Here is a 23,841-nt window from a genome sequence, read left to right on the forward strand (position 1 = left end):
CCCCGGCGCTGGTGCGGCGGTCGGGGATTGCTCGCGGCCGACCGGAGCTGTCATTCCTTCCGGTACGAGTACGCCTCCGAAGCCGCGGCTGCCACCGCCGTGAGGTCCGCGCCCGTCGAGGCCGTGACGACCGCGGCGACGGCGCCCTCGACGAACGGGGCGTCGACGAGACGGGTGTGGTCGGGGAGTTCGTCGCCCTCGGCGAGCAGCGCCTTGACGATGAGGACGGCACTGCCGAGGTCGGTGAGGACCGCGACCCCGGCGCCCCGGTCCACGGACGCGGCGGCCGAGGCGATCAGTTCGGCGCTGGTGCCCAGGCCGCCGTCCTCGGTGCCGCCGGCCGGGGCGACGGGCACCCCGGCGCCCGCTCCCGCCAGCCCCTTCGCCAACTCGGCGACCGAGGCGGCGACGGCGGCGCTGTGCGAGACGAGCACGATGCCGACCAGCTTCTCGTCGTTCTCCGCCTTCTCGGCCTTCTCCGTCTTCTCGGTCTTCTCAGCCTTCTCACCCGTCTCGTCAGACATCGGCGGCCTCCGAGGCGGCCGGGGCCTGAGCCGTGTCGGCGAGCGCCGCGATCAGCAGGGCGGCGGAGGTCGCACCGGGGTCCTGGTGACCGATGCTCCGCTCACCCAGATAACTGGCGCGTCCCTTGCGGGCCTGCAACGGGGTCGTCGCCAGGGCGCCCTCCTCGGCGGCGGACCGCGCCGCGGCGAACGAGTCACGGAGCGCGTCGGCGGCCGGCACCAGCGCGTCGATCATGGTCTTGTCGCCCGGCGCGGCACCGCCCAGCGTCATCACCGCGTCGACCCCGGCCCGCAGCGCGCTCGCGAGCTGACTCTCGCTCACCTCGGCCGCGTCCCCGAGCGCCTTGCCGGTGCGGCGCAGCAACGTGCCGTACAGCGGGCCGGACGCGCCACCCACCGTCGAGATCAGCTGCCGTCCGGCGAGCACGAGGACGGCGCCGGGCGTGTCAGGTGCCTCCTTCTCCAGCGCGGTCACCACGGCGGCGAAGCCACGGCGCAGATTGCTGCCGTGGTCGGCGTCACCGATCGGCGAGTCGAGCGCCGTGAGCCGCTCGGCCTCGCGCTCCACGGAGGCGGCGGCGGCCGTCATCCAGCGACGGAAGAAGTCGGCGTCGAACACGGAATCTCCTTGCGTGGTACGAGAATTGACCGACTGCAACGGTGATGGGCCGCGCTGTCTCACATTCCCCAGCGCAGGCCGGGCGTCTTCACCGGCGCGTCATACAGCCGCAGCAACTCCCCGTCGACCTGGCAGAGCGTCACCGAGGCGCCCGCCATGTCGAGCGAGGTGACGTAGTTGCCGACGAGGGCGCGGGCGACGGCGACCCCGCGCTCGGTGAGCACGCGCTGGACCTCCGCGTTGAAGCCGTACAGCTCCAGCAGGGGCGTCGCGCCCATGCCGTTGACGAGGAGCAGCACCGGGTTGCGCGGACTCATGTCCTCCAGGATGGCGTTCACCGCGAAGTCGGCGATCTCGCCGGAGGTCATCATCGCGCGCCGCTCACGCCCCGGCTCGCCATGGATGCCGATGCCCAACTCCAGTTCACCGGCGGGGAGATCGAAGGTGGGGCTGCCCTTGGCGGGTGTGGTGCAGGCGCTGAGGGCCACCCCGAAACTGCGGGAGTTCTCGTTGACCTGCCGGGCCAGCGCCTCGACCCGCTCCAGCGGCTGCCCCTCCTCGGCGGCGGCTCCCGCGATCTTCTCCACGAACAGCGTGGCACCGGTGCCGCGCCGCCCGGCGGTGTAGAGGCTGTCGGTCACGGCCACGTCGTCGTTGACGAGGACCTTGGCGATCTGGATGCCCTCGTCCTCGGCGAGTTCGGCGGCCATGTCGAAGTTCAGTACGTCGCCGGTGTAGTTCTTCACGATGAACAGCACCCCGGCCCCACTGTCCACGGCCGCCGCGGCCCGCACCATCTGGTCCGGCACGGGCGAGGTGAACACCTCACCAGGACAGGCCGCCGACAGCATCCCCGGGCCCACGAACCCACCGTGCAACGGCTCATGCCCCGAACCGCCACCGGAGACCAGCCCCACCTTCCCGGCCACCGGCGCGTCCCGCCGCACGATCACCCGGTTCTCCACGTCCACGGTCAACTCCGGGTGCGCCGCCGCCATACCCCGCAACGCGTCCGCGACGACGGTCTCCGCCACGTTGATCAGCATCTTCATCGGTTCCTCCTGGCAGGACGTAGCAGGTGGGCCTGCGGCCTGTGTTCACTGGGCGACGGTCGGACGTGAGCGGCCGACGTGCCGCTGTCGGCAGTATCGACCTTGAGACAGCGAAGGTCACGCGCACGGACGCTCCCGGGCGCGCCCCAGCGCGTCAAGGCCGCACCCCGGATCACCGGCCGTCAACCGCCGCCGCCTCCACAGTGGTTGACCGGCTCACCCGCACCGAGCCACGCCCTGCCCTGAGAACCGGGCCACGCCCTGCCCCGAGAACGCGGCGGGCGGCGCCCGGCGGTTCAGCCGTGCGCCGCCGACACGTCAGCGTGTGGGCGGTCGGTCGAGCGCGTCGTGGAGGGCGGGGAGGAGGGTCTTCTGCGACCAGTCCAGGAACTGGGGCTGCGATTCACCGCCGATCTGTACGAGGGCTATCTCGGTGAACCCGGCGTCGGCGTAACGTCGTACCGCTGTCACGAAGTCGTCCGGGTCGTCGCCGCACGGTATGGCCGAGGCCACGTCGTCCGGGGTCACGAACCTGGTCGCCTGTTCGAAGGAGTCCGGGTGGGGGAGCTCGGAGTTGATCTTCCAGCCGAGCCCGGACCAGCGGAACTGCGCGTGGGCACGGTGGAGGGCGGTGTCGTAGTCGGGGTCGTGGCTCACCGGCAGCTGGCCCACCCTGGGTTTGCCGGTGCCGCCGTGGCGGTCGAAGGCGTCCAGCAGGCCCTGCTCGGGTTCGGTGGCGATGACCAGGTCCGCGAGTCGCCCGGCGAGTGCGCAGGAGCGGTCACCGGAGACGGCGATGCCGATCGGCGGCGGGGTGTCGGGGAGGTCCCACAGACGGGCCGAGTCCACCTGGAAGTGCGTGCCGCGATGTGTCACATGGCCGCCCTCGAACAGGGCGCGGATGATCCGCACGGCCTCGTCGAGCATCTCGTGCCGTACGTCGACGGAGGGCCAGCCGCGGCCCACCACGTGCTCGTTGAGGTTCTCGCCGGAACCGAGCCCGAGCCGGAACCTGCCCTCCGACAGCAGTTGCATCGTGGCCGCCTTCTGCGCCACCACCGCGGGGTGGTACCGGACGGACGGGCAGGTCACATAGGTCATCAGCGGGATGCGCGACGTGGCCTGGGCGGCGGCGCCGAGGACGCTCCACGCGTACGGGGAGTGCCCTTGGGAGCGCAGCCAGGGAAAGTAGTGGTCCGAGACGACCGAGAAGTCGAAGCCCGCCTCTTCGGCGCGGACGACATGGTCCACCAGGTCACGGGGGCCGGCCTGCTCGGTCATCATCGTGTATCCGATGTGCACCATGCGGCCCGAGTCCCCCTCCTGACGCACTGAAAACGACCGGGCCCCGGCCCTTCGGTGGGAGAAGACCCCGACTCGCCGGCGAGCGGCGGCCCCCGCGTACGACCCCGCTACTCGCGGGGGAGCAGCGGTCCCAGCGGTCCGAGATCCAGGTTGAGGTCCTCGGGGCGCAGGCCGTAGCGATCGCGCAGCTCCGTCATCCGGTCGTCGAGGAGCATCAGGGTGAGCCCGATGCGCTCCTCCTGCTCCTCGCTCAGGTCCCCCTGGTCGAAGCGGCGCAGCGCCTGCCGTTCCATCAGCTGGCGCAGCAACTCGACCACGGTGAGGACGAGTTTGACCAGATCGCGTTCAACGGTGTCGGGGTCGAGGTCGAGCCGGTTGCGATGAGCGGTCACGGTGCTTCCTTTCGGCGGAGTCGGAATCGGAGTCGGTCTCGGCCCCCGGCCGGGGGCCGCCCGGCTCCAGTTCCTCCAGCCGCGCCAGCCGCTCACGCAACTCGGCGTTCTCGCGGGAGAGTTCATTGCGGTGGGCGCGGGAGGACAGGGCCGGGTCGTCCTCCCACCAGTCGATGCCCATCTCCTTGGCCTTGTCGACGGAGGCGACGATGAGGCGGAGCTTGACGGTGAGCAGTTCGATGTCGAGCAGGTTGATCCGGATGTCGCCGGCGATGATGATGCCCTTGTCGAGGACGCGTTCCAGGATGTCGGCGAGGTTGCTGCCGCCGTCACGTCCATAGGGTTCCGGCAGCCTGCTCGACGTGGTCATCGCCGGCTCCCGCCCCCGGCGTACTCGTACTCGTCTTCGTCCTCGTACTCGCCCTCGGGCTCCTCGTCGTAGTCGCCCTCGGCTTCGTCCTCGTACTCGTCCTCCGCCGCGGACTCCTCCTCGTCCTCCTCATCCTCCTCGGGTTCCTCCTCTTCCTCTTCTTCTTCCTCGGCTTCTTCTTCCTCGGCCTGCGGGCCCTCCTCCTCGTCCTGGTCGCTGTTCCCCTCTTCGTCGTTCTCACTCTCCTCCGCGACCACCTCCTCGTGGGAGCGGACGACCTCGCCGTCGCTGATCTCGCCGCGCCAGCCGTCCTCCGCCTCGCCCTTGAGGGTGATGAAGCGGGCGAAGTTCTTGAGGTCGAGCCGGGCCCGGCGGCCCTGGGCGCGCCAGAGGTTGCCGGTCTTCTCGAAGAAGCCCGAGGGGTAGTACTCGATGACCATCAGGACGCGGGTGAGGTTGTCGGCGAGCTCGTGGAAGGAGACGACGCCCTTCGTGGTGCCCTTGGCGCCCTCCGAGGTCCAGGCGATCCGGTCGTCCGGCACCTGCTCGATGGTCTTCGCCTTCCAGCTGCGGTTCGACCAGAAGACCTTGAGCTGCCAGTCCGACTCGATGTCGTCCGAGCGGCTCGCGCTCTTGACGCCCTTCGCGAAGGTGCTGAAGTCCTGGTACCGCGTCCACTGGTCGTAGGCCGTGCGCAGCGGTACGCCGACGTCGATCTGCTCGATGATGACCGTGGGCTTCTGGCCCGCGACGCGCTTGCGCTTGACCTTGTCGCCCTTGAGGTTCAGCAGAGCGCCCTTCACCTTGTCCTTCGCCCGCGAGGCGCCCAGCTCCAGGGCGGAGCGCAGAGGGCTCTTGCCTTCGGCGAGCTTGCGTCCGCCGTCCAGCACGAGTTTGGCGAAGCCGGGGCTGTTGCCCTCGGCGATGTCGTTGAGCTTGCCGGTGGTCTCGCCCAGCTTGCGGCCGACGCCCACCAGCAGCCGCTCGGCCTGCGCGGCGAAGTACTGCTGTACCTCCTCCTTGAGCCGGTCGGCGGCCTCGCTGTGAGCCACGTCGGCGAGCGGGCCGCCATCGGTGGCCTTGCCGACCGCGTCCGTGGCCGCTCGGGTGGCCGCGGTTACGGGGGTCGGGGTCATCGCCCACCGCCTCCCTTGCGTTCGCCGGTCCGCGTTGCCTGCCTCATCGTCTTCCGGGCGCCCTCGGTCTTCTTCGCGACGCTCTTCCGAGCCGGGGCCTTGCGTGCGGGTGCCTTCTTGGCGGTCTTCGCGACGCTCTGCTTCCTCACCGGCGCCTTCCTCGCCGTGCTCCTCCGCGAGGGCTCCTTGTCCTCGTCGCCGCCCCGAGGCTCCTCACGACCCTCGGGTTCCTTCTCTGATCCCTCCTCGGGTTCCTCCTCAGGCTCTTCCTCGGGGGTCTCCTCAGGCTCTTCCCCAGGCTCTTCCTCGGGCTTCTCCTGAGGCTTCTCCTGAGGCTCCTCCTGGGGTTCTTCCTCGGGGGTCTCCTCCTCGGGCTCCTCTTCCTCCCCGTCGCCCGCGTCCCGCACGGTGCCCGCGAGCCGGTCGCGGACCTCGGCGGTACGGCTGTGCAGGCGGTCGGCGAGTGTCCCCATCTGCCGCTCGACCAGCGCGCCCGAGGCGGCCTTGCCGACGCCGCGCAGGTCCTGGCGCAGTTCGTCGCCGATCTCCTTGAACTGCGGGTTGTCGTTCAACTGCCGAGAGACCAGGTCCGCGACGGCCCCGGGGCTCAGATTCAGCCGCCTGCCGGCCACCAGAGTGCCGGCGGCGAGCGCCAACTTCAGTTTCCTCGTACGTCCGAGGACGTATCCGGCCCCGATCGCGAGGCCCATGACCGTCCGGTTCATCATGTCGTCCTGTCATCCGTTCGCCCGCTCATGCGGGTCGCCGTCTCCAGTCGGTCGAGCAGTTCGTCCTCCAGCCGGTCGAACTCCTCCTCGGTGATCGCGCCGTCCGCCAGCAGCTCCTCCAAACGGGCGAGTTCGGCCTGGATCGTCGCGGGGTCGTAGTAGATGCGCTCGGCCTCCCGCATCACCTGTTTGATGACCCATCCGCTGCCGCGCACGGGGGCGAACGGCAGCAGGAACACTTCCGAGATCAGTCCCACGGCTCACCTGCCCCCGTCGGCCCCGGCGGGCCCCGCCGGGCCGGGTTCGACGAAGCTGTACGGCGGCAGCGGGCCGTTGACGCGCAGATCGAGGTGCGGGTGCGCCCCGCGCAGCTCCTCCACCGCCTCCAGGAACTCCGCGGCCGAGTCCCGCTCCACCAGATAGGACACATTGACCAGCCAGCCCGTGGACTCGGGGCCCGCGCTGGTGGCCGCCGCCCTGGGCTCGAGCGCCTGCCACACCTCGGTCCCGTCCTGGGCCTCCCGTGCCTTGACGGCTTCGGCGATCCTCTCGCCGAGCTGGATCCGCTGCTCGTGGGTGCCGCCGCCCGCCCGCCGGTTGGCCTCGGCGAGCGCCCGCAGTTCGGGGTCGTCGTCCAGTACCCGGCGCAGTACGGCCTCCTCCACGTGGGAGGCCTTGACGTTGTACTCGACCTTGCCCTCGAGTGCCCTGAGCCGCTCCGCGTAGTGGTCGGCGCGCTCGGCGAGCACCCTGCCGACCGTCCTGTCGTCCGGGGCGACGCTGCCGAACCGCATGGGCAGCACGGGACCGGTGGCTCCGGTCTCGGCGAGGACGTTCTGATGGGCGAGCAGTTCCCTGCGCTTGGGGCGCAGGTCCTCCGGCGCGTCGCTGACGATCGCCGCCAGCTCGCCCTCCTCCACCACCCGCACCGGTCTCGGCGGGTCGCCGACACCCCCCAGGCTCTCGGGGAGGGCCGGGTGCGACCGCGCGGTGATGCCGTAGACGTAGGTGCTCACTCCTCTTCCTCCCTCTCCTTACGGCGCGCGGACGTGGCCTTGCGTGACCGCGGCTCGGGCTCCCGCTCCTTCGCGGAGCTCTCGTCGCGGGCCTGCCGGAAGGCGTTGGAGATCGTCTCGGCGGCGCCGGACAGCGCCCCCTTGGACTTGCCGCGCGCTCCGGCCTCGGTGAGCTCACCGACCATGTCGGGCAGACCGGGGCTCTTGTGCGGCCCGGCCTCCAGGTCGAGGCGGTTGCATGCCTCGGCGAAGCGCAGATAGGTGTCGACGCTGGCCACCACGACCCGTACGTCGATCTTCAGGATCTCGATGCCGACCAGGGAGACCCGTACGAACGCGTCGATGACGAGCCCCCGGTCGAGGACGAGTTCCAGCACGTCGTAGAGGCCGCTGGTGCCGCCTCCACCGCCGGCCTGCTGGGCCGGGACAACGGTCATATCGATCGAGCCTCCTTGCCGGGGAGCGGATGACCGGGAACGCGTGGGCGGCCTACCGGCCGCCGGGCCGCTGTGCGTCGGCCCGCCCCCGCTCGTAGCGGCGGACGCGCCGGTAGCCGGTGAGCTGTCCCCGCGGGTCGAGGTCGACCTGGTAGGTCGCCATCAGGCTCATCGTGTCGGGCACCCGGGCGAGTTCCAGGACCTCGATCTCCAGGGACCAGCCGTCCTCCGTCCGTTCGAACGACGACACGGTCTCCGCAGTGGTCCCGGTCAGCTCCCCGAACTGGGTGCGCGCCTCGCGCAGCACCTCCGTCAGGGTGGGCCGGTCGTCGTCCGTCATGGTGCGTCCTCGCTCCGCGCGGTTCGCGTACCGCGGTCTGTGAGTCATTGCCTGCCTGAAACTTCTTGCTCCGGGTGGCCTGAAGCACCTCTGTCAAACATTTACGAATCGGTCATATTGGTGAATTTATGTCGGGTCGGGCGGGTGGCGTGGGGAGCTGAGGAGTGCGTCGGGTGGGGTGGCTCGATACGGGCTAATGTTCACGCATGGGTGGTTTTCGGTCCGAGCCCGCTCTGCCGTCCGGCGGTCTGTCGTCCGGCGGTGCCGTGTCTCCTCGGGCGGCGATGTGAGCCGGCGCGTGGCCCGGTCCGGCGCCGTGGCCGAGGCGATGGACGCGGCGCTGCTGGAGGTGGTCGGCGACTGCGGTGCGTCCCGAGGCCTGCTCTACACCCTCCCCCCGGCGAGCGACGCCCTGTGGCTGGTGGCCATGACGGGGGCGCCCCGCGAGATGGCCGTTCCATGGACCCGGGTCGGACTGTCCGAGTCCGTTCCGGTGGCGGACGCCGTACGCGACGGTGAGCTGGTGTGGATCGGCGACATGGAGGAGATGGCGCGCCGCTACCCGCGCACGTCGCTCGTGCTGCCCTACGCCTTCGCACTGGCCGCCGCACCCCTCACCGCAGAGGGCTCGGCCGTCGGCGGGCTGGTGCTGCTGTGGCCGAGCGCCCATCCACCACGGCTCGGCGGCCACGAGCGCGATGCCGTCGACGCCGGCTGCCGTCGGCTGGGCCGCCTGCTGCACCATGCGGCCGAGCGCGGTGGACTGCACCCGCCGGACGAGCCCCGCATCCTGCCGCACCCCTCGCGGGCCCGCGTCGTTCCGGCCGAGGCGGACGAGCTGGCCGCGTTCATCGACCGGCTGCCGGGAGGGGCCTGTGCGCTGGACATCGCCGGCCGGTTCACCTTCGTCACCCCCGAGGCGGCACGGCTGCTCGGTGTCGACCCCGGCGAGCTGATGGGCGCCCTGCCCTGGGAGGCCCTGCCGTGGATGGACGTCCCCGAGATCGAGGACCGCTATCGGGCGGCCCTGCTGAGCGAGCAGTCCACCACCTTCAGGGCGGTGCGCCCGCCGGACACCCCGCTCGTCTTCGGGCTCTACCCGGACCCCTCCGGCATCAGTGTCCGGATCACCGAGGGCGAACCGCAGGACGAGCGCCCGGCGGCCCCGGCCCGGTCGTCCGTCGCCTCGACCGGCGCGCCCGAAACCTCTGCCGCCGGACCCGGCCGGGCCGGTCTCCTCTACCACCTGATCCATCTGGCCGCCACGCTCACCGAGGCCGTCGGCGTACAGGACGTCGTGGACCAGGCCGCCGACCAGCTCATGCCCGCACTCGGAGCGAAGGCCATGGCCCTGATGGCCCCCCGGGACGGCCGGGTGAAGATCCTCGGCTATCGCGGCTACAACGCCGATCTCATGGCGCACTTCGACGACCTGCCCCTCACCGAGGACACCCCCGCCGTACGCGTGATGGACACCGGCACCCCGCACTTCTTCAAGAGCTTCGACGAACTGCAGCGGTCCTATCCCGGGGCCGTCCATGTGGACGACAAGGTGTCCTGGGCGTTCCTCCCGCTGATCGCCTCCGGCCACGCCATCGGTTCGCTCGTCCTCGCCTACGACCACCCCCAGCACTTCCCGCCCACCGAGCGCGCGGCGCTCATCGCACTGGCCGGTCTGGTCGGCCAGGCCCTCGAACGGGGGCGTCTCTACGACACCCAGTACACCGTGGCCCACCAGCTCCAGGCCGCGCTGCTGCCCCGGCACCTGCCGTCACCGGCCGGTCTGCGCGTCGCGGCCCGCTATCGGCCCGCCGGACACGGAGTGGAGGTGGGCGGTGACTTCTACGACCTGATCCGCCTGGACGACACCACGGCCGCCGCCGCGATCGGCGACGTCCAGGGACACGACATCGACGCGGCGGCGCTCATGGGACAGGTGCGCACCGCCGTCCACGGCCACGCGACCGCCGGGGCCTCCCCGGGCGATGTCCTCAGAACGACCAACCGTCTGCTCGTCGACCTGGACTCGGAACGGTTCGCCAGCTGTCTCTACGCGCATCTGGACCTCGCCGGCCACTCGGCCCGCCTGGCCAGCGCGGGCCACCCGCCCGCCGTACTGCGGCACGCCGACGGCCGCACCGAGGTGCTGCGCGTCCCGCCCGGACTGCTCCTCGGCATCCAGGACCAGGCCGACTATCCCGCCGCCGAGTTCCCCCTGACACCCGGCTGCGTCCTGGTCCTCTACACGGACGGACTCGTCGAGCGCCCCGACCTCGACCCGGACGACGCCACCGCCGCCCTCGTGGACCTCGTCGCCCGCGCCGACCCCACCGACCTCGGCACCATGGCCGACCACCTCATCGGCCGGACGACCGAACCCGACGACGACATCGCCCTGCTCCTGATCGGCGTGGGCCCACAGTCCTGATCGGCCTGCTCCTGATCGGCGTGGGCCCCACAGGCCTAGCGGGCCGTCCAGACACCCAGGTCGTTCTCCTCGGACTCCGCCGCCCGCCGCAACGCTTCCACGGAACCCAGCACGCCATGCGGCAGATAGCCGGAGCGGACGCCCAGCTCCCAGCCGTGGACCTGCGTCGCGAGGGCGGCCAGGGCGAGGGGGCCGAGCGGCAGCAGGGTCCTGGGCGCGGAATCGGCTCCGACGTTCTCCCGGTGTTCGACGAGCCGGGCCACGAGAGCCTGCTCGAAGGCGGGCTGATCGTCGTCGAGCAGGACGCGCAGCAGGCGCTGGTCCGGAGTCAGGGGGCCGACCGCGTCCAGGCGCCGGGCCGTCTCGGCACGCTCGTCGGCGTCCGGCTTGCGCAGGGGCACGGTGGGCCAGTCGCGGGGCAGGTGCCCCTTTGCCCGGGTCAGATAGCCGCACAGCGCGTCCATCGCGGCGAGGTCGGCCGGATCCGAGGTCGAGGTCAGCTTCGAGTAGGGCACCCCGTTACGGATCTCGGTCGCGAAGTCGCCCCCCAGTATCAGACCGATCGCCTGCCGCCACTCCCACACCAGCCCGCTGACCACGCACATCTCGAACGCGTCGAGCCATGTCCGGGCCGTGGGCGCCTCCCTGATGATGTCGCGGAAGGCGGTGTACTCGCTGCTGAGCGACTGGCGGACGAGCGAGAAGGTGATCTCCTGGTCGCCGCCGGGATAGCAGCCGACGCTCAGCACACCCAAGTAGCACTCCGCGGCCGTCCGCAGCGCTGTGCGCGTCTGCTCGTCGAGCGCGGAGTCCGACACCGTGCGGGCCGCGACGTGGTCGAGGAGTTCGTCGCCGAACTCCTGCAACATCTCCAGGAAGAAGTTGCCGTAGCGCATCGAGTGCCACCGGCCGAACGCCCGCCCGTCGATGTCCTCCAGAGCCTCGGCCAGTCGCTCCCCGCTGACCTCATGACATGTCACTTCCCGCATGGCTGCCGTCCCCTCGTGATCTTCCCGGCGGAGGCGGACGTTACCAGCGCGCTCGGACACCGCTGTGAGTGGCGTGCCTCAGACGTGGTGGCCGCGCGCGGCCAGGAGCGCGCCGTGCAGCGACGACTCCCCGCCCAGCGCGGCGAGTCGGAGTCTCGGCAGCCGCTGACCGGGTCTGGCCAGGCACGCCAGGTGGGCTTTCGAGTACGTCGACGAATCCGGGGATGCCCGCGGCGAAACCACCGCCGATGATCACGAGTTCGGGCTGGACGAGTTCCGCCACACCGATGACGGCCACGGCCAGGGCCGCGCAGCCGTGGTCGACGGCGCCCACGGCCCAAGGGAGGCGATCGCGGACGCCTTCGGCCAGTTCGTGGAAGGAGACGGGACGGCCGCGTAGTGCCATCGCGCGGCGCAGAACGGCCGGGCCGGACGCCTCGGCCTGGACGCAGCCGCGACGGCCGCACGTACAGCGGGGGCCGGAGCGGTCGATGACCACATGGCCCAGCTCGCACGAGCCCTCGCCGAGCGCCGGATACGCCCGCCCGTCCAGGACCAGGCCGCCGCCGATGCCCGTACCCACGCCCACGTAGAGCACATCGGCGTGGCCGGAGTGACGTGCCTCGGCGACCGCCGCCAGGTCGCCGTCGTCCGCGCACCGGATCTCGGCGCCCGGAAAGAACTCGGCGAGCAGGGCGAGGACGTCGAGCCCCACCCAGGTGGGCCGGTTGGGCCAGGCGGTGACCCGGCCGTCGGCGTCGAGGGTGGTGGGCAGCGCGACGCCGACTCCGGTCACCCGGCCTTCGGCGAGGGGCGGTCGCCGTAGGCACAGGAGGTGAGAGCGCAGCCGGTCGATGTCGTCGTCCAGGCCCGCCTCGGGGGCCCAGGTGAACGACGACTGATGCGCCACCTCACCATTGGCGTGCTCCGCCCGTACGGCGACCTTCGTGCCGCCGATGTCGATGCCGAGGAAGAGCGCCCGGCTCCGCTCGGCCGCCATGGTGCGCGTCGACGTCGCGCTCAGGCGCTGGGTCACCGTGTCCCCCGCGTTTCGGTCAGAAGGAGCCGTCTGCGCAGGTCGGCGAGCAGTCGTCCGACCTCACCGGAGCTGCGTGCCGCCCCGAACACATGATGGTCGGGACGGATCAGCAGACAGCGGGCGCCCGCCCGACGGAGATACGGCACGTACACGTCGTCCACGTCGACCAGGGCAGCAGATGCGTCGGCCGCCCCGGATGCCACGATCCGGACGATCCGTGCCTCCAGTGCGTCGAGCAGCGCCCGATCCCCTTCGCCGAACACCGTCGCCGGGTCCTCCGCCGTGAGGGCGACCCAACCCCTGCCCACCACCTCGTCGAACAGACCCTCTTCCGCGCCCCGCGCGACCGTGCCCTGAGGGATCACCTCTCCCGCGGGCGGTGCCGGAGATCCGCCGAGGCGTCTGTAGAGGGCGCCGCCTCGCAGGGGGAGCGCGGGGCCGTGGGACCGGCGTCCTCCGTCGGGCGAGGCGAGCATGGCGGCGTCGCGGGCGGCGGCCCGGTCAGGGTCGGTCACGCAGATGACCTTGCCGAGCTGGACCGAGGTGTCGATCAACTCCCTCACGTGGGGCAGCCGCTCCTCGGTGTAGGTGTCGAGCAGCGCCTCGTCCGCCGTGCCGCGCAGGACGAGGTCGAGCTTCCACGACAGGTTCAGTACGTCCCGGGCGCCCGAGCACATGCCCTGGCCCGCGAACGGCGGCATGAGATGGGCCGCGTCGCCCGCCAGCAGCAGCCGGCCCGCACGCCACCGCTCCGCCACCAGCGCGCGGAAGCCGTACACGTGGTGGCGCAGCAGGTCGGCGTTGTCCGGCGTCACGTCGAACGGGGCGAGGAGGGACCAGGCCATCTCCTCGCGGTCGAGGTCGGTGACGCTCTCGCCGGGCAGCCGCATGAACTCCCAGCGGCGGTGGCCGGGGCCGCTCGCCACCATCGTCATCGGCCGCGCCGGATCACAGATCTGCACGTTGGCCGGGGTGAAGGTACGCGGCTCGCGCAGGGAAACGTCGCACAGCAGCCAGTCGTACGTGAAGCCGAGGTCCGTGACGGGCACGCCCATGTGTGTCCGTACGAAGCTGTTGGCGCCGTCGCAGCCCACCACCCAGGACGCGGTGAAGGCCCCGGCCGCGCCCGTGGTCACCGTCACATGGTCGGCGTGCTCGGTGATGTCGGTGACGGCGTGGCCGCGTACGACGGTCAGCGTGTCCAGTTCGGTGCCGCGGGCGATCAGTGCCGCTTCGAGGTTCGGCTGGTGCGTCGTGGTGGCGTCCGGCCAGCCGTAGCGGCCCCGCTGTGCGAACTCGATGCGCAGCAGGGTCTTGCCGTCGGCGTTGCGCCAGTCGTAGGCGTCGGCCGGTTCGCCGAGTTCGGCGAAGGACGAGGCGATGCCGGCCGTGGCGAGGATGCGCGCCGTCTCGCCGTCGAAGCTGGTGGCCCTCGGCAACTCGTAGGGCCGTTCCCAGCGTTCGAGGGCGAGGACGCGGTGGCCCTTCGCGGCGAGCAGCACCGACAGGAGCTGTCCCACCGGGCCGTAGCCGACGACGATCACATCGGCGTCGACGCCGGCCCCGGTGCCACCGTCGACGTCGGTCCCGTCCCTGTTGCTTCCCATGCCCGTCATACCGGCTTGCGCGACTTCACGCGGTAGTCGGGGTCGGCCTTCCTGGGCGGTTCCCGGCGGGCGAGGGCCGCGTCGATCGCCGGCTGCAGACGCTCCAGCCTCTGGGCGCGGGCCTGTTCGTCGCGTTCCCGGAACTCGGGCATCACCTCGCGGGCGAACAGCTCCAGGGACTCGCAGATGTGCTCGTGCTCCATGCCGCCGCCCTGCACGATGAGGATCGCCTGGTCGAGGCCGGCCTCCTCGTGGAGGCGGAGGAAACGCCGGATCTGGTCGGGGGTGCCGATCGCGCCGCGTGCCGGGTTGCCCAGGTCGCCACCGAGCCCGCCCATCGCGGCGCGGCCCATGCCGTACTTGCGGCGGTCGCGCTGGAACTCCTCCCACAGCCGGGTGCGGCCGGGGGCGTGGTCGCCGAAGGCGATGTAGTGGCCGAGACCGTAGGTGAAGAACTGCACGCCGTCGGCGGCCCGTTCGACGGCCGTGGCCTCGTCCGGGTGACACATCATCGGGATGACGGCGGCGACCTGCGGATTGACCGCGAACCCGGCGGGCACGCACTCCTCCGAGGCGATGGTCGCGTAGTAGGCGTCGACCCATTTGCGGGTCTCGGCGGGTTCGGCGAAGGCGAAGTTCAGCGCGCCCAGGCCCTTGCGGCCGGCGGTGAGGATCGCCTCGCGGCTGCCGCAGGCCATCCAGAGCGGAGGGTGCGGTTTCTGGACCGGCTTGGGCAGGACGTTGCGGGTCGGCATGGAGACGTAGGTGCCGTCGTAGCCGGCGAAGGGCTCCTCGACGAACATACGGGTGACGGCGTCGAGGGCTTCCGCCCACTGGGCGCGCTTGGTGGCGGGGTCGATGCCGAAGCCGGCCAGCTCCATGAGGGTGGTCGACTCGCCCGTGCCGAAGTCATAGCGTCCGCCCGACAACAGGTCGAGAGTGGCGGCCCGTTCGGCGACGCGGGCGGTCGGGTTGAACGCGGGCGGCAGGGTCGCGATGCCCTGGCCGATGCGGATCCGGCTGGTCCGCCGGCTCACCGCCGCCAGGAACAGCTCGGGTGCGCTGAGGTGGGAGTACTCCTCCAGGAAGTGATGCTCGGAGCACCACACGGCGTCGTAGCCGAGCCGGTCTGCCAGCTCGATCTGCTCCAGCGTCTCGTCCATGAGACGCCGCTCGGAGTCCTCCGCCCACGGCCGGGGCAACTGGTGGGAGTAGAACAGGCCGAACTTCATGCGGGGGTGCCGCCTTCCGTGTCGTGGGGGCGCGCCCGCAGCACGAGCGCCCGGGCCGCGAGCCGGTAGCCGTCGGCGCCCAGGCCGAACACCACGCCCGTCGCGATCGGGCCGAGCACCGACTGGTGGCGGAACCGCTCCCGCGCCCACACGTTCGACAGGTGCACCTCGACCCACGGCCGCGGATAGTTGGCGAGCGCGTCCCGCAGGCTCCAGCCCGCGATCATCAGGGCGCCCGGGTTCACGATCGCGCCGACCGTGTCGTAGTTGTCCTGCACGGCCCGGACCATCTCGCCCTCGCCGTCGTACTGCAGCGAGCGCACCCGCCAGCCGGCCTCCGCGACCTCCTCGGCGACGTACTTCTCGATGTCGGCCAGGGTGTCCGTGCCGTAGATCTCGGGTTCACGGCGGCCGAGGATCCCCAGATTGGGGCCGTTCAGCAACAGCACTTCACTCAAGGAACACCTCGCATACGCAGGGGGACACGACGGGGGCGAAGGAATACGACGGGTACGTCCGACAGCCACCCGCCAGCTCACCAGAAATGGCGTGGGGAAAATACCCGGACACCCCCCTGAGTGGAAACGCAGGGGACTTCAGGGGGGTGCATAGGGGGTTTCGGGTCTCGTAATTCACTGCCTAATCTGCTAGCGCCTGCCAGGCCCGTATGAGACCCATATCGGACCCGTATCAAACCCGTTTCGAGAAAGGCCGGATGTGACCAGCATCGAATTCCCGGCGTGGCCGCAGTACGACGACACGGAACGTGCCGCGCTGAGCCGCGCGCTGGAGCAGGGCCAGTGGTGGCGCATCGGGGGCAACGAGGTCAAGCTCCTGGAGCAGGAGTTCGCCGCGTACCACGGCGCCGAGCACGCGCTCATGGTGACGACCGGCACCCACGCCCTGGAACTCGCGCTCCAGGTCCTCGGAGTGGGCCCCGGCGACGAGGTGATCGTGCCGGCGTTCACGTTCATCTCGTCCTCGCAGGCGGCCCAGCGGCTCGGCGCCGTCGCCGTCCCCGTCGACGTGGACGCCGACACCTACTGCATCGACGTGGCGGCCACCGAGGCCGCGATCACCGACCGGACCCGGGTGATCATGCCCGTGCACATGGCCGGCCTCGTCGCCGACATGGACGCCCTGGGCAAGCTGGCCGCCGACGCCGGGGTCGGGATACTCCAGGACGCCGCCCACGCGCACGGCGCCGAATGGCAGGGCCGCCGGGTCGGCGCGCTCGGCTCCGTCGCCGCGTTCAGCTTCCAGAACGGCAAGCTCATGACGGCCGGCGAGGGCGGCGCCGTGGTCTTCCCGAACGCCGACCAGTACGAGGAGGGCTTCCTGCGGCACAGCTGCGGGCGCCCCCCGACGGACCGCGGCTACTTCCACCGCACCTCCGGCTCCAACTTCCGCATGAACGAGTTCTCGGCGGCCGTACTGCGCGCCCAGCTCGCCCGCCTCGACTCCCAGATCGAGACCCGTGAACAGCGCTGGCCCCTGCTGTCGAGCCTCCTCGCGGGCATCCCCGGCGTCGTCCCGCAGGGCGTCGACGACCGCTGCACCCGCAACCCGCACTACATGGCCATGTTCCGCGTCCCCGGTATCACCGAGGAACGCCGCAACGCCGTCGTCGACGCACTGATCGAGCGCGGCGTCCCCGCGTTCATCGCCTTCCGGGCCATCTACCGCTGCGAGGGCTTCTGGGAGACCGGCGCCCCCGACGAGAGCGCCGACGAGATCGGCAGCCGCTGCCCCAACGCCGAAGCCCTCATGCGCGACTGCGTCTGGCTGCACCACCGCACCCTGCTCGGCACCGAGGACCAGATGCGGGCCATCGCCGACGCCGTGGCCGCCGTCCTGGCCGAGTCGTGAGCGTCCGGGTCGCGGTGGTCGGCCTCGGCTGGGCCGGCCGCACGATCTGGCTGCCGAGGCTCGCCGCCCACCCCGCGTTCGAGGTCACGGCACTCGTCGAACCCGATCCGACGCCCGAGCACGGCACGTACGGCGTCCCGATCCTCGGTGACGCGGACGACCTCACCCCCGACCTCGCCGACCTGGCCGTGGTGGCGGTGCCCAACCACGCCCACGCCCCCGTCGCCGGGAAACTGCTCCACAAGGGCATCCCGGTGTACCTCGAGAAGCCGGTCTGCCTCACCACGGGGGAGGCGGACCGGCTCGCCGAGGCCGAACGCGCGGGCGGCGCCGTCCTGCTGGCCGGCAGCGCCGCCCGCCACCGCGCGGACATCCAGGCCGTACGACGACTCCTCGACTCCCTCGGCGAGATACGGCACGTCAACCTGTCCTGGGTCCGGGCGCGCGGCGTCCCCGGCGGCCTCGGCTGGTTCACCCGGCGGTCACTGGCCGGCGGCGGCGTCCTCGTCGACCTGGGCTGGCATCTGCTCGACACCCTGTCGCTGCTGCTCGGACCGGTCACGTTCGAGCAGGTCGGCGCCACCGTGTCCGCCGACCACGTGACCGGCCGCACCTGGCGGGCCGGATGGCGCGGCGACGAACCCGAGGCCGGCACACCGGGCCGGGACACGGCACCCGGCTGCGACGTCGAGGACACCGCGCGCGCCTTCCTCGTCACCGCCACCGGGATCTCCGTCTCCCTGCACACCTGCTGGGCCTCGCACGCACCGGTCGACGTCACCACCGTCGAGGTCCACGGCAGCGCGGGCACCGCCGTACTGCGCTGCACCTTCGGCTTCAGCCCCAACCGGGTGCAGGCCCCGACGCTCACGCTCACCCGGGACGGCCACTCCAGCGCCGTACCCCTGCCGGACGAACCCCTGGGCACGGAGTACGACCGCCAGGTCGACGCCCTGCCCGGGGAACTCGCCGATCCGGCCGCGCGGGGCAGGAGCGTACGGGCCGCGCGGCGCACCGTCGGCCTCATCGAACGCATCTACGACGCGGCGCGGGGTGCGGTGCCGGCCGCGGGCGGCGCCGTGACCGCGCAGGTCCCCGGCGGAGCCGGGACCATCACTGTGGAGGACGCCCCGTGGAGGGAGCCGACGTGGACGGCAGGCTGAGTCTCGCGGGCAGGCAGGCGGTGATCTTCGACCTGGACGGGGTGATCGTCGACAGCTTCGCAGTGATGCGGCAGGCCTTCGCCCACGCCTACACCACGGTCGTCGGACCGGGGCCGATCCCGTTCGAGGAGTACTGCGGGCACATGGGCCGGTACTTCCCCGACATCATGCGGATCATGGGGCTGCCCCTGGAGATGGAGGAGCCCTTCGTCAAGGAGAGCCACCGCCTCGCGCACGAGGTACGGGTCTTCGACGGCGTACCGGACGTGCTCGCCGCCCTGCGCGAGCGGGGGCTGCGGACCGCCGTCGCCACCGGCAAGAGCGGCCCGAGGGCGCGTTCGCTGCTCGGCACGCTGGGTCTGCTGCCCTTCTTCGACCACGTCATCGGCTCCGACGAGGTGCCCCGGCCGAAACCGGCGCCGGACATCGTGCTGCGCGCGCTGCACCTGCTCGACGTGCCCGGTGAGGCGGCGGTGATGCTCGGCGACGCCGTCACCGACATCGCCAGCGCCCGGGGCGCCGGAGTCACGGCGATCGCCGCGCTGTGGGGCGAGACCGACGAGGCCACACTCCTCGCGGCCGACCCCGACCACGTCCTGCGCGCCCCACGAGAACTGCTCGCGGAGACCTCGGCATAGAGGGTCTTGAGCGGTGCCACCGGCCCGCCCGCAGGGTGATCACACCCTTGTGGGCGGGCCTCGGCGCATCCCGATAAACACCGTGTAAGGCACCCCCCGATAAACGCCGTGTAAGAAAGGCGTGAAGTTAGGGGGGTGTAGGGGAATGGTCTCGGGTTTTCCGCCCCGTCCACCGGCGCGAGAATTCAGAAAAAGCGCGGCACGTGGAGGACGGGTAGGCAATGCTCCGGACAGAATTGATCCGACCCTTTCCCGGATTCTGGCCGACCACGCGGCCCGCTCTCCGAGAAGGTCGCCTTCCGTGACGCCCGGCGTGCGTCACCTACGCCGAACTCGACACCCGCGCCCGCCGACTCGCCGGTCATCTCGCGGATCTACGGCTCGGCCCCGGCGACCGGGCGATGATCCTCCTCGGCAACCGGGTCGAGGTCGTCGAGAGCTACTTCGGCGTCATCAGGGCGAGCGCGGTCGGCGTCCCGGTCAACCCGCACGTCTCCGACGCCGAACTCGCCTATCTGCTGGAGGACAGCGGGGCCCGCGTCGTCATCACCGACCACGCGCGCCTCGACCGGCTGCTGCGCGTCAAACGCCCCGCGGTCGCCGTGATCGTCGTCGGCGACGGACAACTGCCCGCCGGATGCGTGCCGTTCGAGGACTGCGCGGGCACCGAACCCGCCTCGGCCGCACCCGACGACATGGAACTCGACGACGTCGCCTGGATGCTCTACACCTCCGGCACCACCGGCCGGCCCAAGGGCGTCCTGTCCACCCAGCGCAACTGCCTGTGGTCCGTCGCCGCCTGCTACGTACCCGTGCCCGGCCTCACCCCCGACGACCGGGTGCTGTGGCCGCTGCCCCTCTTCCACAGCCTCTCCCACATCGCCTGCGTCCTCTCCGTGACCGCCGTCGGCGCCACCGCCCGCATCCTCGACGGGTTCGCCGCCGAGGACATGCTGGACGCCTGGGCCGAGGAGCGCCCCACCGTCGTCGCCGGCGTCCCCACCGTCTACCACCACCTCGTACGCGCCGCCCGCACCCGCGGCTTCACCGCGCCCGACCTGCGCGTCGGCATCGTCGGCGGCGCGATCACGACGGCCGCGCTGCGCCGCGACTTCGAGGACCTGTTCGCCGCCCCCCTCATCGACGCCTACGGCTCCACCGAGACCTGTGGCTCCATCACCGTCAACTGGCCCACCGGGGCACGGGTCGAGGGCTCCTGCGGCATCCCCGTGCCCGGGCTCGCCGTCCGCCTCGTCGACCACCACACCCTCCTCGACGTGCCCGACGGGGAGGAGGGCGAGGTCTGGGTCAAGGGCCCGAACGTCATGCTCGGCTACCACAACCAGCCCGAGGCGACGGCCACCGCCCTGCGCGACGGCTGGTACCGCACCGGCGACCTCGCCCGCCGCGACCGCGCCGGCTACTTCACCATCACCGGCCGCATCAAGGAACTCATCATCCGCGCCGGTGAGAACATCCACCCCGCCGAGATCGAACACGTCCTGCGCGGCCAACCGGGAGTGGCCGACGTCGCCGTCGCCGGGAAGCCCCACGACGTCCTCGGCGAGGTACCGGTCGCGTACGTCGTCCCCGCCCCCGGCGGCTTCGACCCGGCGGGGCTCCTCACGGCCTGTCGCGAGCAGCTGGCCTACTTCAAGGTGCCCACCGAGATCCGCGAGATCACCCACATACCGCGCACCGCCTCCGGCAAGGTCGTCCGCCACCGGCTGGCGCAGGCCCCGGCCAGGCTGCGCGCCGTCAGCGGGGGCTGGTACGACACGCTGTTCCGGCTGGACTGGATCCCCCACACCGTGACGGAGGGTGGGGCGCCGGGGCTGCGGTGGGCGGTGGTCGGCGACGCGGGGGCGGACGGTTGGGTGCCCGCTCCTGGGGAGGTGACCGACGGGTCTTCGACTGCCGGGGGCGGCGGCGCCGGGGTTACGGTGCATCCCGATCTGGCCTCGCTCCTCGAAGCCGACGTCGACGCGGACGTCGCCGAGCGCGACAGTGTGCCCGACGTCGTCCTGCTCACCGACCCGGCCGAGTTGGACGCCGCGTTGAGCGCGCCGAGGCTGGCCGGGGCCCGGCTCGTCGTCGTCACGCGCGACGCCGTGGCCACCGGCGGCAGCGAGACCGTGGAGCCGGGGCGGGCGCGGTTGTGGGGGCGGCTCAGGTCGCTCCAGGCGGGCCACCCCGGTCGGATCGTGCTCGCCGACGTGGACGACGCCGGTCCGGCCGCGGTGCGGGCCGTGCTCGCGACCGTGGCCGACGGCGTGACCCAGTTCGCCGTACGGTCGGGAGTCGTCCTGGTGCCCCGGCTGGCCCGGGTCTCGGCCGACCTGGAACGCGAGACGATCACGGTCGACGGCGACGGCACCGCCGTGGTCGTGGGCGCCGACACCCCGCGCGGGGCCGCGATCGCACGGCACCTCGTCACCGCGTACGGCGTCCGCCGCATGCTGCTCATCGCCCGCCCGGGGAGGGGCGACCGGGCCGCCGAACAGTGGTCACGGCTCGGCGAGGCCGCCCGGGGGACCGTGCAGGAGATGCTCGTCGAGTGCGACCCGGCCGACCGCGAGGAACTCGGCCGCGCGTTGCGCCGGGCACGCGGCCGACTCGGCGTCGTCGTCTACGCGGACGAGCCGGACGCCTGGAGACCGGACGAGCGGGATGTCCGCAGGCCGGACGAGCCCGGCACCCGGAGGCTCAACGAGCCGGGTGCCCAGGGGCCGGGCGAGCCCGGCGTTCAGGGGTGGGGCGAGTCGGGCGTGCAGAGGCCGGGTCAGCCGGGTGCTCGGAGGTCGGGCGAGTCGGGGGCTCAGGGGTGGGGCGAGTCGGGCGTGCAGAGGTCGGGCGAGTCGGGTGCCCAGGGGTGGGGCGAGTCGGGTGATCGGAGGGAGGCGTCCGCCGGGGAAATCCTCCGCGTGGCGGCAGTGGTCGGCTCGGCGCGCATCCCCGCCGCGCCGGCCGAACGCGCCGTCGCCCACCTCGCTGAACTCACCGCTTCGCGCGGTCCGTCCGCCTTTGTGGTGTTCACCTCCATGGATGCCGTCCTCGGCTCCGCACGGCGGCCGGAGGCCGCCGCGACCGGGGCCTGCCTCGCCGCGTATGCGCAGGCGCTGCGGGCCGACGGCCTGCCTGCCTTCGCTGTCGCCTGGGGTGACTGGGGCGACGAGGACACGGACGGTCAGGCTTCCCTGACGCCTGCTCAGGCGCTGGCGATGTTCGACGCCGCGCTCACCGTCGACGAGGCACAGCTGGTCGCCGCCCGACTCGATCTGTCGGCCACGCCCACCGACGCCACCCCGCCGCCCCTCCTCGGCCTCGTCGACACTCCGGCCGACCCGTCGCGGAACCCGGAACTCGCCCGGGGCGGCGGGGAGTTGCGTGACGCGCTCGCCGCCCACACCGAGCGCGAGCGCGTACGGCGGCTCGTCACCCTCGTCAAGGAGCAGACCGCCGAGGTGGCCGGGCTCGCCGGCCCCGACGCGGTGGGCGCCGGCAGCGCGTTCACCGACCTGGGCTTCACCTCCGTATCCGCCGTGGAACTGCGCAACCGTCTCGCCGCGGCGACCGGGCTGCGTCTGTCGGCCACCGCCGCGTTCGACCACCCGACCCCGGCGGACCTGGCGGAGTGGCTGCACGGCGAGCTGTACGGGCACACCACTACGGCTCCCGCCCACCCCGCACACGCCGTCAACGGGGCGCGCCACGCCGACGAGCCGATCGCCGTCGTGGCCATGGGCTGCCGGTTGCCCGGCGGGATCACCGGCCCGGAGGACCTGTGGCGGCTCGTCGCGGCCGGGGAACACACCCTCTCGCCGTTCCCGGAGGACCGGGGCTGGGACATCGACGCCCTCTTCGACCCCGACCCGGGCCGCGAGGGCAGGTCGTACGTCCGGGAGGGCGGCTTCCTCGACGACGTCGCCGGGTTCGACGCGGAGTTCTTCGGGATCTCGCCGCGCGAGGCGCTGGCCATGGACCCGCAGCACCGGCTGCTGCTGGAGACGTCCTGGGAGGTCTTCGAACGCGCGGGCATCGACCCGACGACGCTGCGCGGCACCGACGCGGGCGTCTACTTCGGGCTGATGCACCACGACTACGCCGCCGAGTACGCGGGCGGCCGTACCCCCGCACCCCACGGCACCGAGGGCTACCTGGGCACGGGCAACGCGGGCAGCGTCGCCTCCGGGCGCGTAGCGTACACCTTCGGCTTCGGCGGTCCGGCGGTGACCGTCAACACCGCGTGCTCGTCGTCGCTGGTCGCCGTCCACCTGGCCGCTCAGGCGCTGCGCTCGGGGGAGTGCTCACTGGCACTGGCCGGCGGTACGACCGTGCTGTCCCTGCCGGACGTCTTCGTGGAGTTCTCGCGGCAGCGGGGGCTGGCCCCCGACGGCCGGTGCAAGGCGTTCGCGGCGGCGGCCGACGGGACCGGCTGGTCCGAGGGCGTCGGGGTGGTGCTCCTGGAGCGGCTGTCGGACGCGCGGCGCAACGGGCACCAGGTGCTGGCGGTCATCCGTGGCACCGCCGTCAACCAGGACGGCGCCTCCAACGGCCTCACCGCCCCCAGCGGACCCGCCCAACAGCGCGTCATCCGCCAGGCGTTGGCGAACGCCCGGCTCGCACCGGCCGACGTGGACGCCGTGGAGGCGCACGGCACGGGCACGACCCTGGGTGACCCCATCGAGGCGCAGGCGATCATCGCCACGTACGGGCAGGACCGGCCGGACGACCACCCGCTCTGGCTCGGCTCGCTGAAATCCAACATCGGGCACACGCAGGCCGCCGCCGGTGTGGCCGGTGTGATCAAGATGGTCCAGGCGATGCGGCACGGAGTGCTGCCGCGCACCTTGCACGTGGACGAGCCGACCGGTGAGGTCGACTGGTCGGCGGGCGCGGTGGAACTGCTGACGCGGGCCCGGCCCTGGCCGGAGACCGGGCGGCCCCGCCGGGCGGG

General features: G+C 72.0%; 21 protein-coding genes and 1 pseudogene. 5 read left to right on the top strand and 17 right to left on the bottom strand.

What is annotated here, in order from left to right; all coding sequences use genetic code 11:
* Positions 1-50 precede the first annotated feature (50 nt).
* From STRIP9103_RS09505 to gvpO, 12 genes are all read right to left on the bottom strand, one after another.
* Complete coding sequence (locus STRIP9103_RS09505) at positions 51-524, bottom strand: PTS-dependent dihydroxyacetone kinase phosphotransferase subunit DhaM (RefSeq protein ID WP_009306304.1); 474 nt, start codon at positions 522-524, stop codon at positions 51-53.
* A complete protein-coding gene (gene dhaL, locus STRIP9103_RS09510; protein ID WP_009306285.1) occupies positions 517-1,143 on the bottom strand; it encodes a dihydroxyacetone kinase subunit DhaL in 627 nt (208 codons plus the stop codon). The genes STRIP9103_RS09505 and dhaL overlap by 8 nt, the downstream gene beginning before the upstream one ends.
* 59 nt (positions 1,144-1,202) lie before the next feature.
* A complete protein-coding gene (dhaK, locus tag STRIP9103_RS09515) occupies positions 1,203-2,195 on the bottom strand; it encodes a dihydroxyacetone kinase subunit DhaK (RefSeq protein ID WP_009306295.1) in 993 nt (330 codons plus the stop codon).
* 318 nt (positions 2,196-2,513) lie between these two features.
* Complete coding sequence (locus STRIP9103_RS09520; RefSeq protein ID WP_009306314.1) at positions 2,514-3,500, bottom strand: LLM class F420-dependent oxidoreductase; 987 nt, start codon at positions 3,498-3,500, stop codon at positions 2,514-2,516.
* A 107-nt stretch (positions 3,501-3,607) separates the two neighbouring features.
* The gene (locus STRIP9103_RS09525) at positions 3,608-3,892 is read right to left on the bottom strand and encodes a gas vesicle protein K (protein WP_009306282.1); all 285 of its coding nucleotides are present in this window, start codon (positions 3,890-3,892) and stop codon (positions 3,608-3,610) included.
* Positions 3,846-4,262: a gas vesicle protein gene (locus STRIP9103_RS09530; RefSeq protein ID WP_009306309.1), complete on the bottom strand. Its 417-nt coding sequence runs from the start codon at positions 4,260-4,262 to the stop codon at positions 3,846-3,848. Before STRIP9103_RS09530 ends, STRIP9103_RS09525 begins: the two co-directional genes overlap by 47 nt.
* Positions 4,259-5,398: an SRPBCC family protein gene (locus tag STRIP9103_RS09535; protein ID WP_009306294.1), complete on the bottom strand. Its 1,140-nt coding sequence runs from the start codon at positions 5,396-5,398 to the stop codon at positions 4,259-4,261. The genes STRIP9103_RS09530 and STRIP9103_RS09535 overlap by 4 nt, the downstream gene beginning before the upstream one ends.
* Complete coding sequence (locus STRIP9103_RS09540; RefSeq protein WP_009306290.1) at positions 5,395-6,126, bottom strand: hypothetical protein; 732 nt, start codon at positions 6,124-6,126, stop codon at positions 5,395-5,397. The genes STRIP9103_RS09535 and STRIP9103_RS09540 overlap by 4 nt, the downstream gene beginning before the upstream one ends.
* Positions 6,123-6,383, bottom strand: coding sequence for a gas vesicle protein GvpG (locus STRIP9103_RS09545; RefSeq protein WP_048819994.1), 261 nt, complete (start codon positions 6,381-6,383; stop codon positions 6,123-6,125). Before STRIP9103_RS09545 ends, STRIP9103_RS09540 begins: the two co-directional genes overlap by 4 nt.
* A 3-nt stretch (positions 6,384-6,386) precedes the next feature.
* Positions 6,387-7,142: a GvpL/GvpF family gas vesicle protein gene (locus STRIP9103_RS09550; RefSeq protein WP_009306320.1), complete on the bottom strand. Its 756-nt coding sequence runs from the start codon at positions 7,140-7,142 to the stop codon at positions 6,387-6,389.
* Entirely contained in the window at positions 7,139-7,579 is a 441-nt protein-coding gene (locus STRIP9103_RS09555; protein WP_009306302.1) for a gas vesicle structural protein GvpA, read from the bottom strand. The genes STRIP9103_RS09550 and STRIP9103_RS09555 overlap by 4 nt, the downstream gene beginning before the upstream one ends.
* 52 nt (positions 7,580-7,631) lie before the next feature.
* The gene (gene gvpO / locus STRIP9103_RS09560) at positions 7,632-7,919 is read right to left on the bottom strand and encodes a gas vesicle protein GvpO (protein WP_048819995.1); all 288 of its coding nucleotides are present in this window, start codon (positions 7,917-7,919) and stop codon (positions 7,632-7,634) included.
* 328 nt (positions 7,920-8,247) lie between these two features.
* On the opposite strand from gvpO, the gene STRIP9103_RS09565 reads away from it, so the two are divergent.
* Positions 8,248-10,347 carry a SpoIIE family protein phosphatase gene (locus STRIP9103_RS09565; protein ID WP_048819997.1) on the top strand — a complete coding sequence of 700 codons (2,100 nt, stop codon included), beginning with the start codon at positions 8,248-8,250 and terminating at the stop codon, positions 10,345-10,347.
* Between the two features lie 35 nt (positions 10,348-10,382).
* On the opposite strand, the gene STRIP9103_RS09570 is transcribed toward STRIP9103_RS09565, so the two are convergent.
* Genes STRIP9103_RS09570 through STRIP9103_RS09590 form a run of 5 tightly spaced genes read right to left on the bottom strand, consistent with a single transcriptional unit; the run spans position 10,383 to position 15,672 of the window.
* On the bottom strand, positions 10,383-11,336 hold the full coding sequence (locus STRIP9103_RS09570) for an immunity 49 family protein (RefSeq protein WP_009306300.1): 954 nt from the start codon (positions 11,334-11,336) through the stop codon (positions 10,383-10,385).
* Positions 11,337-11,376: 40 nt separating this feature from the next.
* Complete coding sequence (locus STRIP9103_RS09575) at positions 11,377-12,372, bottom strand: ROK family protein (RefSeq protein WP_009306283.1); 996 nt, start codon at positions 12,370-12,372, stop codon at positions 11,377-11,379.
* On the bottom strand, positions 12,369-13,982 hold the full coding sequence (mhpA, locus tag STRIP9103_RS09580) for a bifunctional 3-(3-hydroxy-phenyl)propionate/3-hydroxycinnamic acid hydroxylase MhpA (RefSeq protein WP_009306316.1): 1,614 nt from the start codon (positions 13,980-13,982) through the stop codon (positions 12,369-12,371). Before mhpA ends, STRIP9103_RS09575 begins: the two co-directional genes overlap by 4 nt.
* A gap of 5 nt (positions 13,983-13,987) precedes the next feature.
* On the bottom strand, positions 13,988-15,214 hold the full coding sequence (locus tag STRIP9103_RS09585) for an LLM class flavin-dependent oxidoreductase (RefSeq protein ID WP_009306298.1): 1,227 nt from the start codon (positions 15,212-15,214) through the stop codon (positions 13,988-13,990).
* Complete coding sequence (locus tag STRIP9103_RS09590) at positions 15,211-15,672, bottom strand: type II 3-dehydroquinate dehydratase (protein WP_009306318.1); 462 nt, start codon at positions 15,670-15,672, stop codon at positions 15,211-15,213. Before STRIP9103_RS09590 ends, STRIP9103_RS09585 begins: the two co-directional genes overlap by 4 nt.
* 259 nt (positions 15,673-15,931) lie before the next feature.
* Between STRIP9103_RS09590 and STRIP9103_RS09595 the strand changes: the two genes are divergently transcribed.
* The 4 genes and pseudogenes from STRIP9103_RS09595 to STRIP9103_RS51370 all read left to right on the top strand — a co-directional run.
* Positions 15,932-17,083 carry a DegT/DnrJ/EryC1/StrS family aminotransferase gene (locus STRIP9103_RS09595; RefSeq protein ID WP_009306291.1) on the top strand — a complete coding sequence of 384 codons (1,152 nt, stop codon included), beginning with the start codon at positions 15,932-15,934 and terminating at the stop codon, positions 17,081-17,083.
* On the top strand, positions 17,080-18,246 hold the full coding sequence (locus STRIP9103_RS09600; protein ID WP_009306280.1) for a Gfo/Idh/MocA family protein: 1,167 nt from the start codon (positions 17,080-17,082) through the stop codon (positions 18,244-18,246). The genes STRIP9103_RS09595 and STRIP9103_RS09600 overlap by 4 nt, the downstream gene beginning before the upstream one ends.
* A complete protein-coding gene (locus tag STRIP9103_RS48850) occupies positions 18,231-18,884 on the top strand; it encodes an HAD-IA family hydrolase (RefSeq protein ID WP_009306307.1) in 654 nt (217 codons plus the stop codon). Before STRIP9103_RS09600 ends, STRIP9103_RS48850 begins: the two co-directional genes overlap by 16 nt.
* Positions 18,885-19,261: 377 nt before the next feature.
* Positions 19,262-23,841 (top strand): annotated as a pseudogene (locus STRIP9103_RS51370) (beta-ketoacyl synthase N-terminal-like domain-containing protein); the annotation flags it as partial.

The sequence above is a fragment of the Streptomyces ipomoeae 91-03 genome (assembly GCF_000317595.1).
Classification (GTDB): domain Bacteria; phylum Actinomycetota; class Actinomycetes; order Streptomycetales; family Streptomycetaceae; genus Streptomyces; species Streptomyces ipomoeae.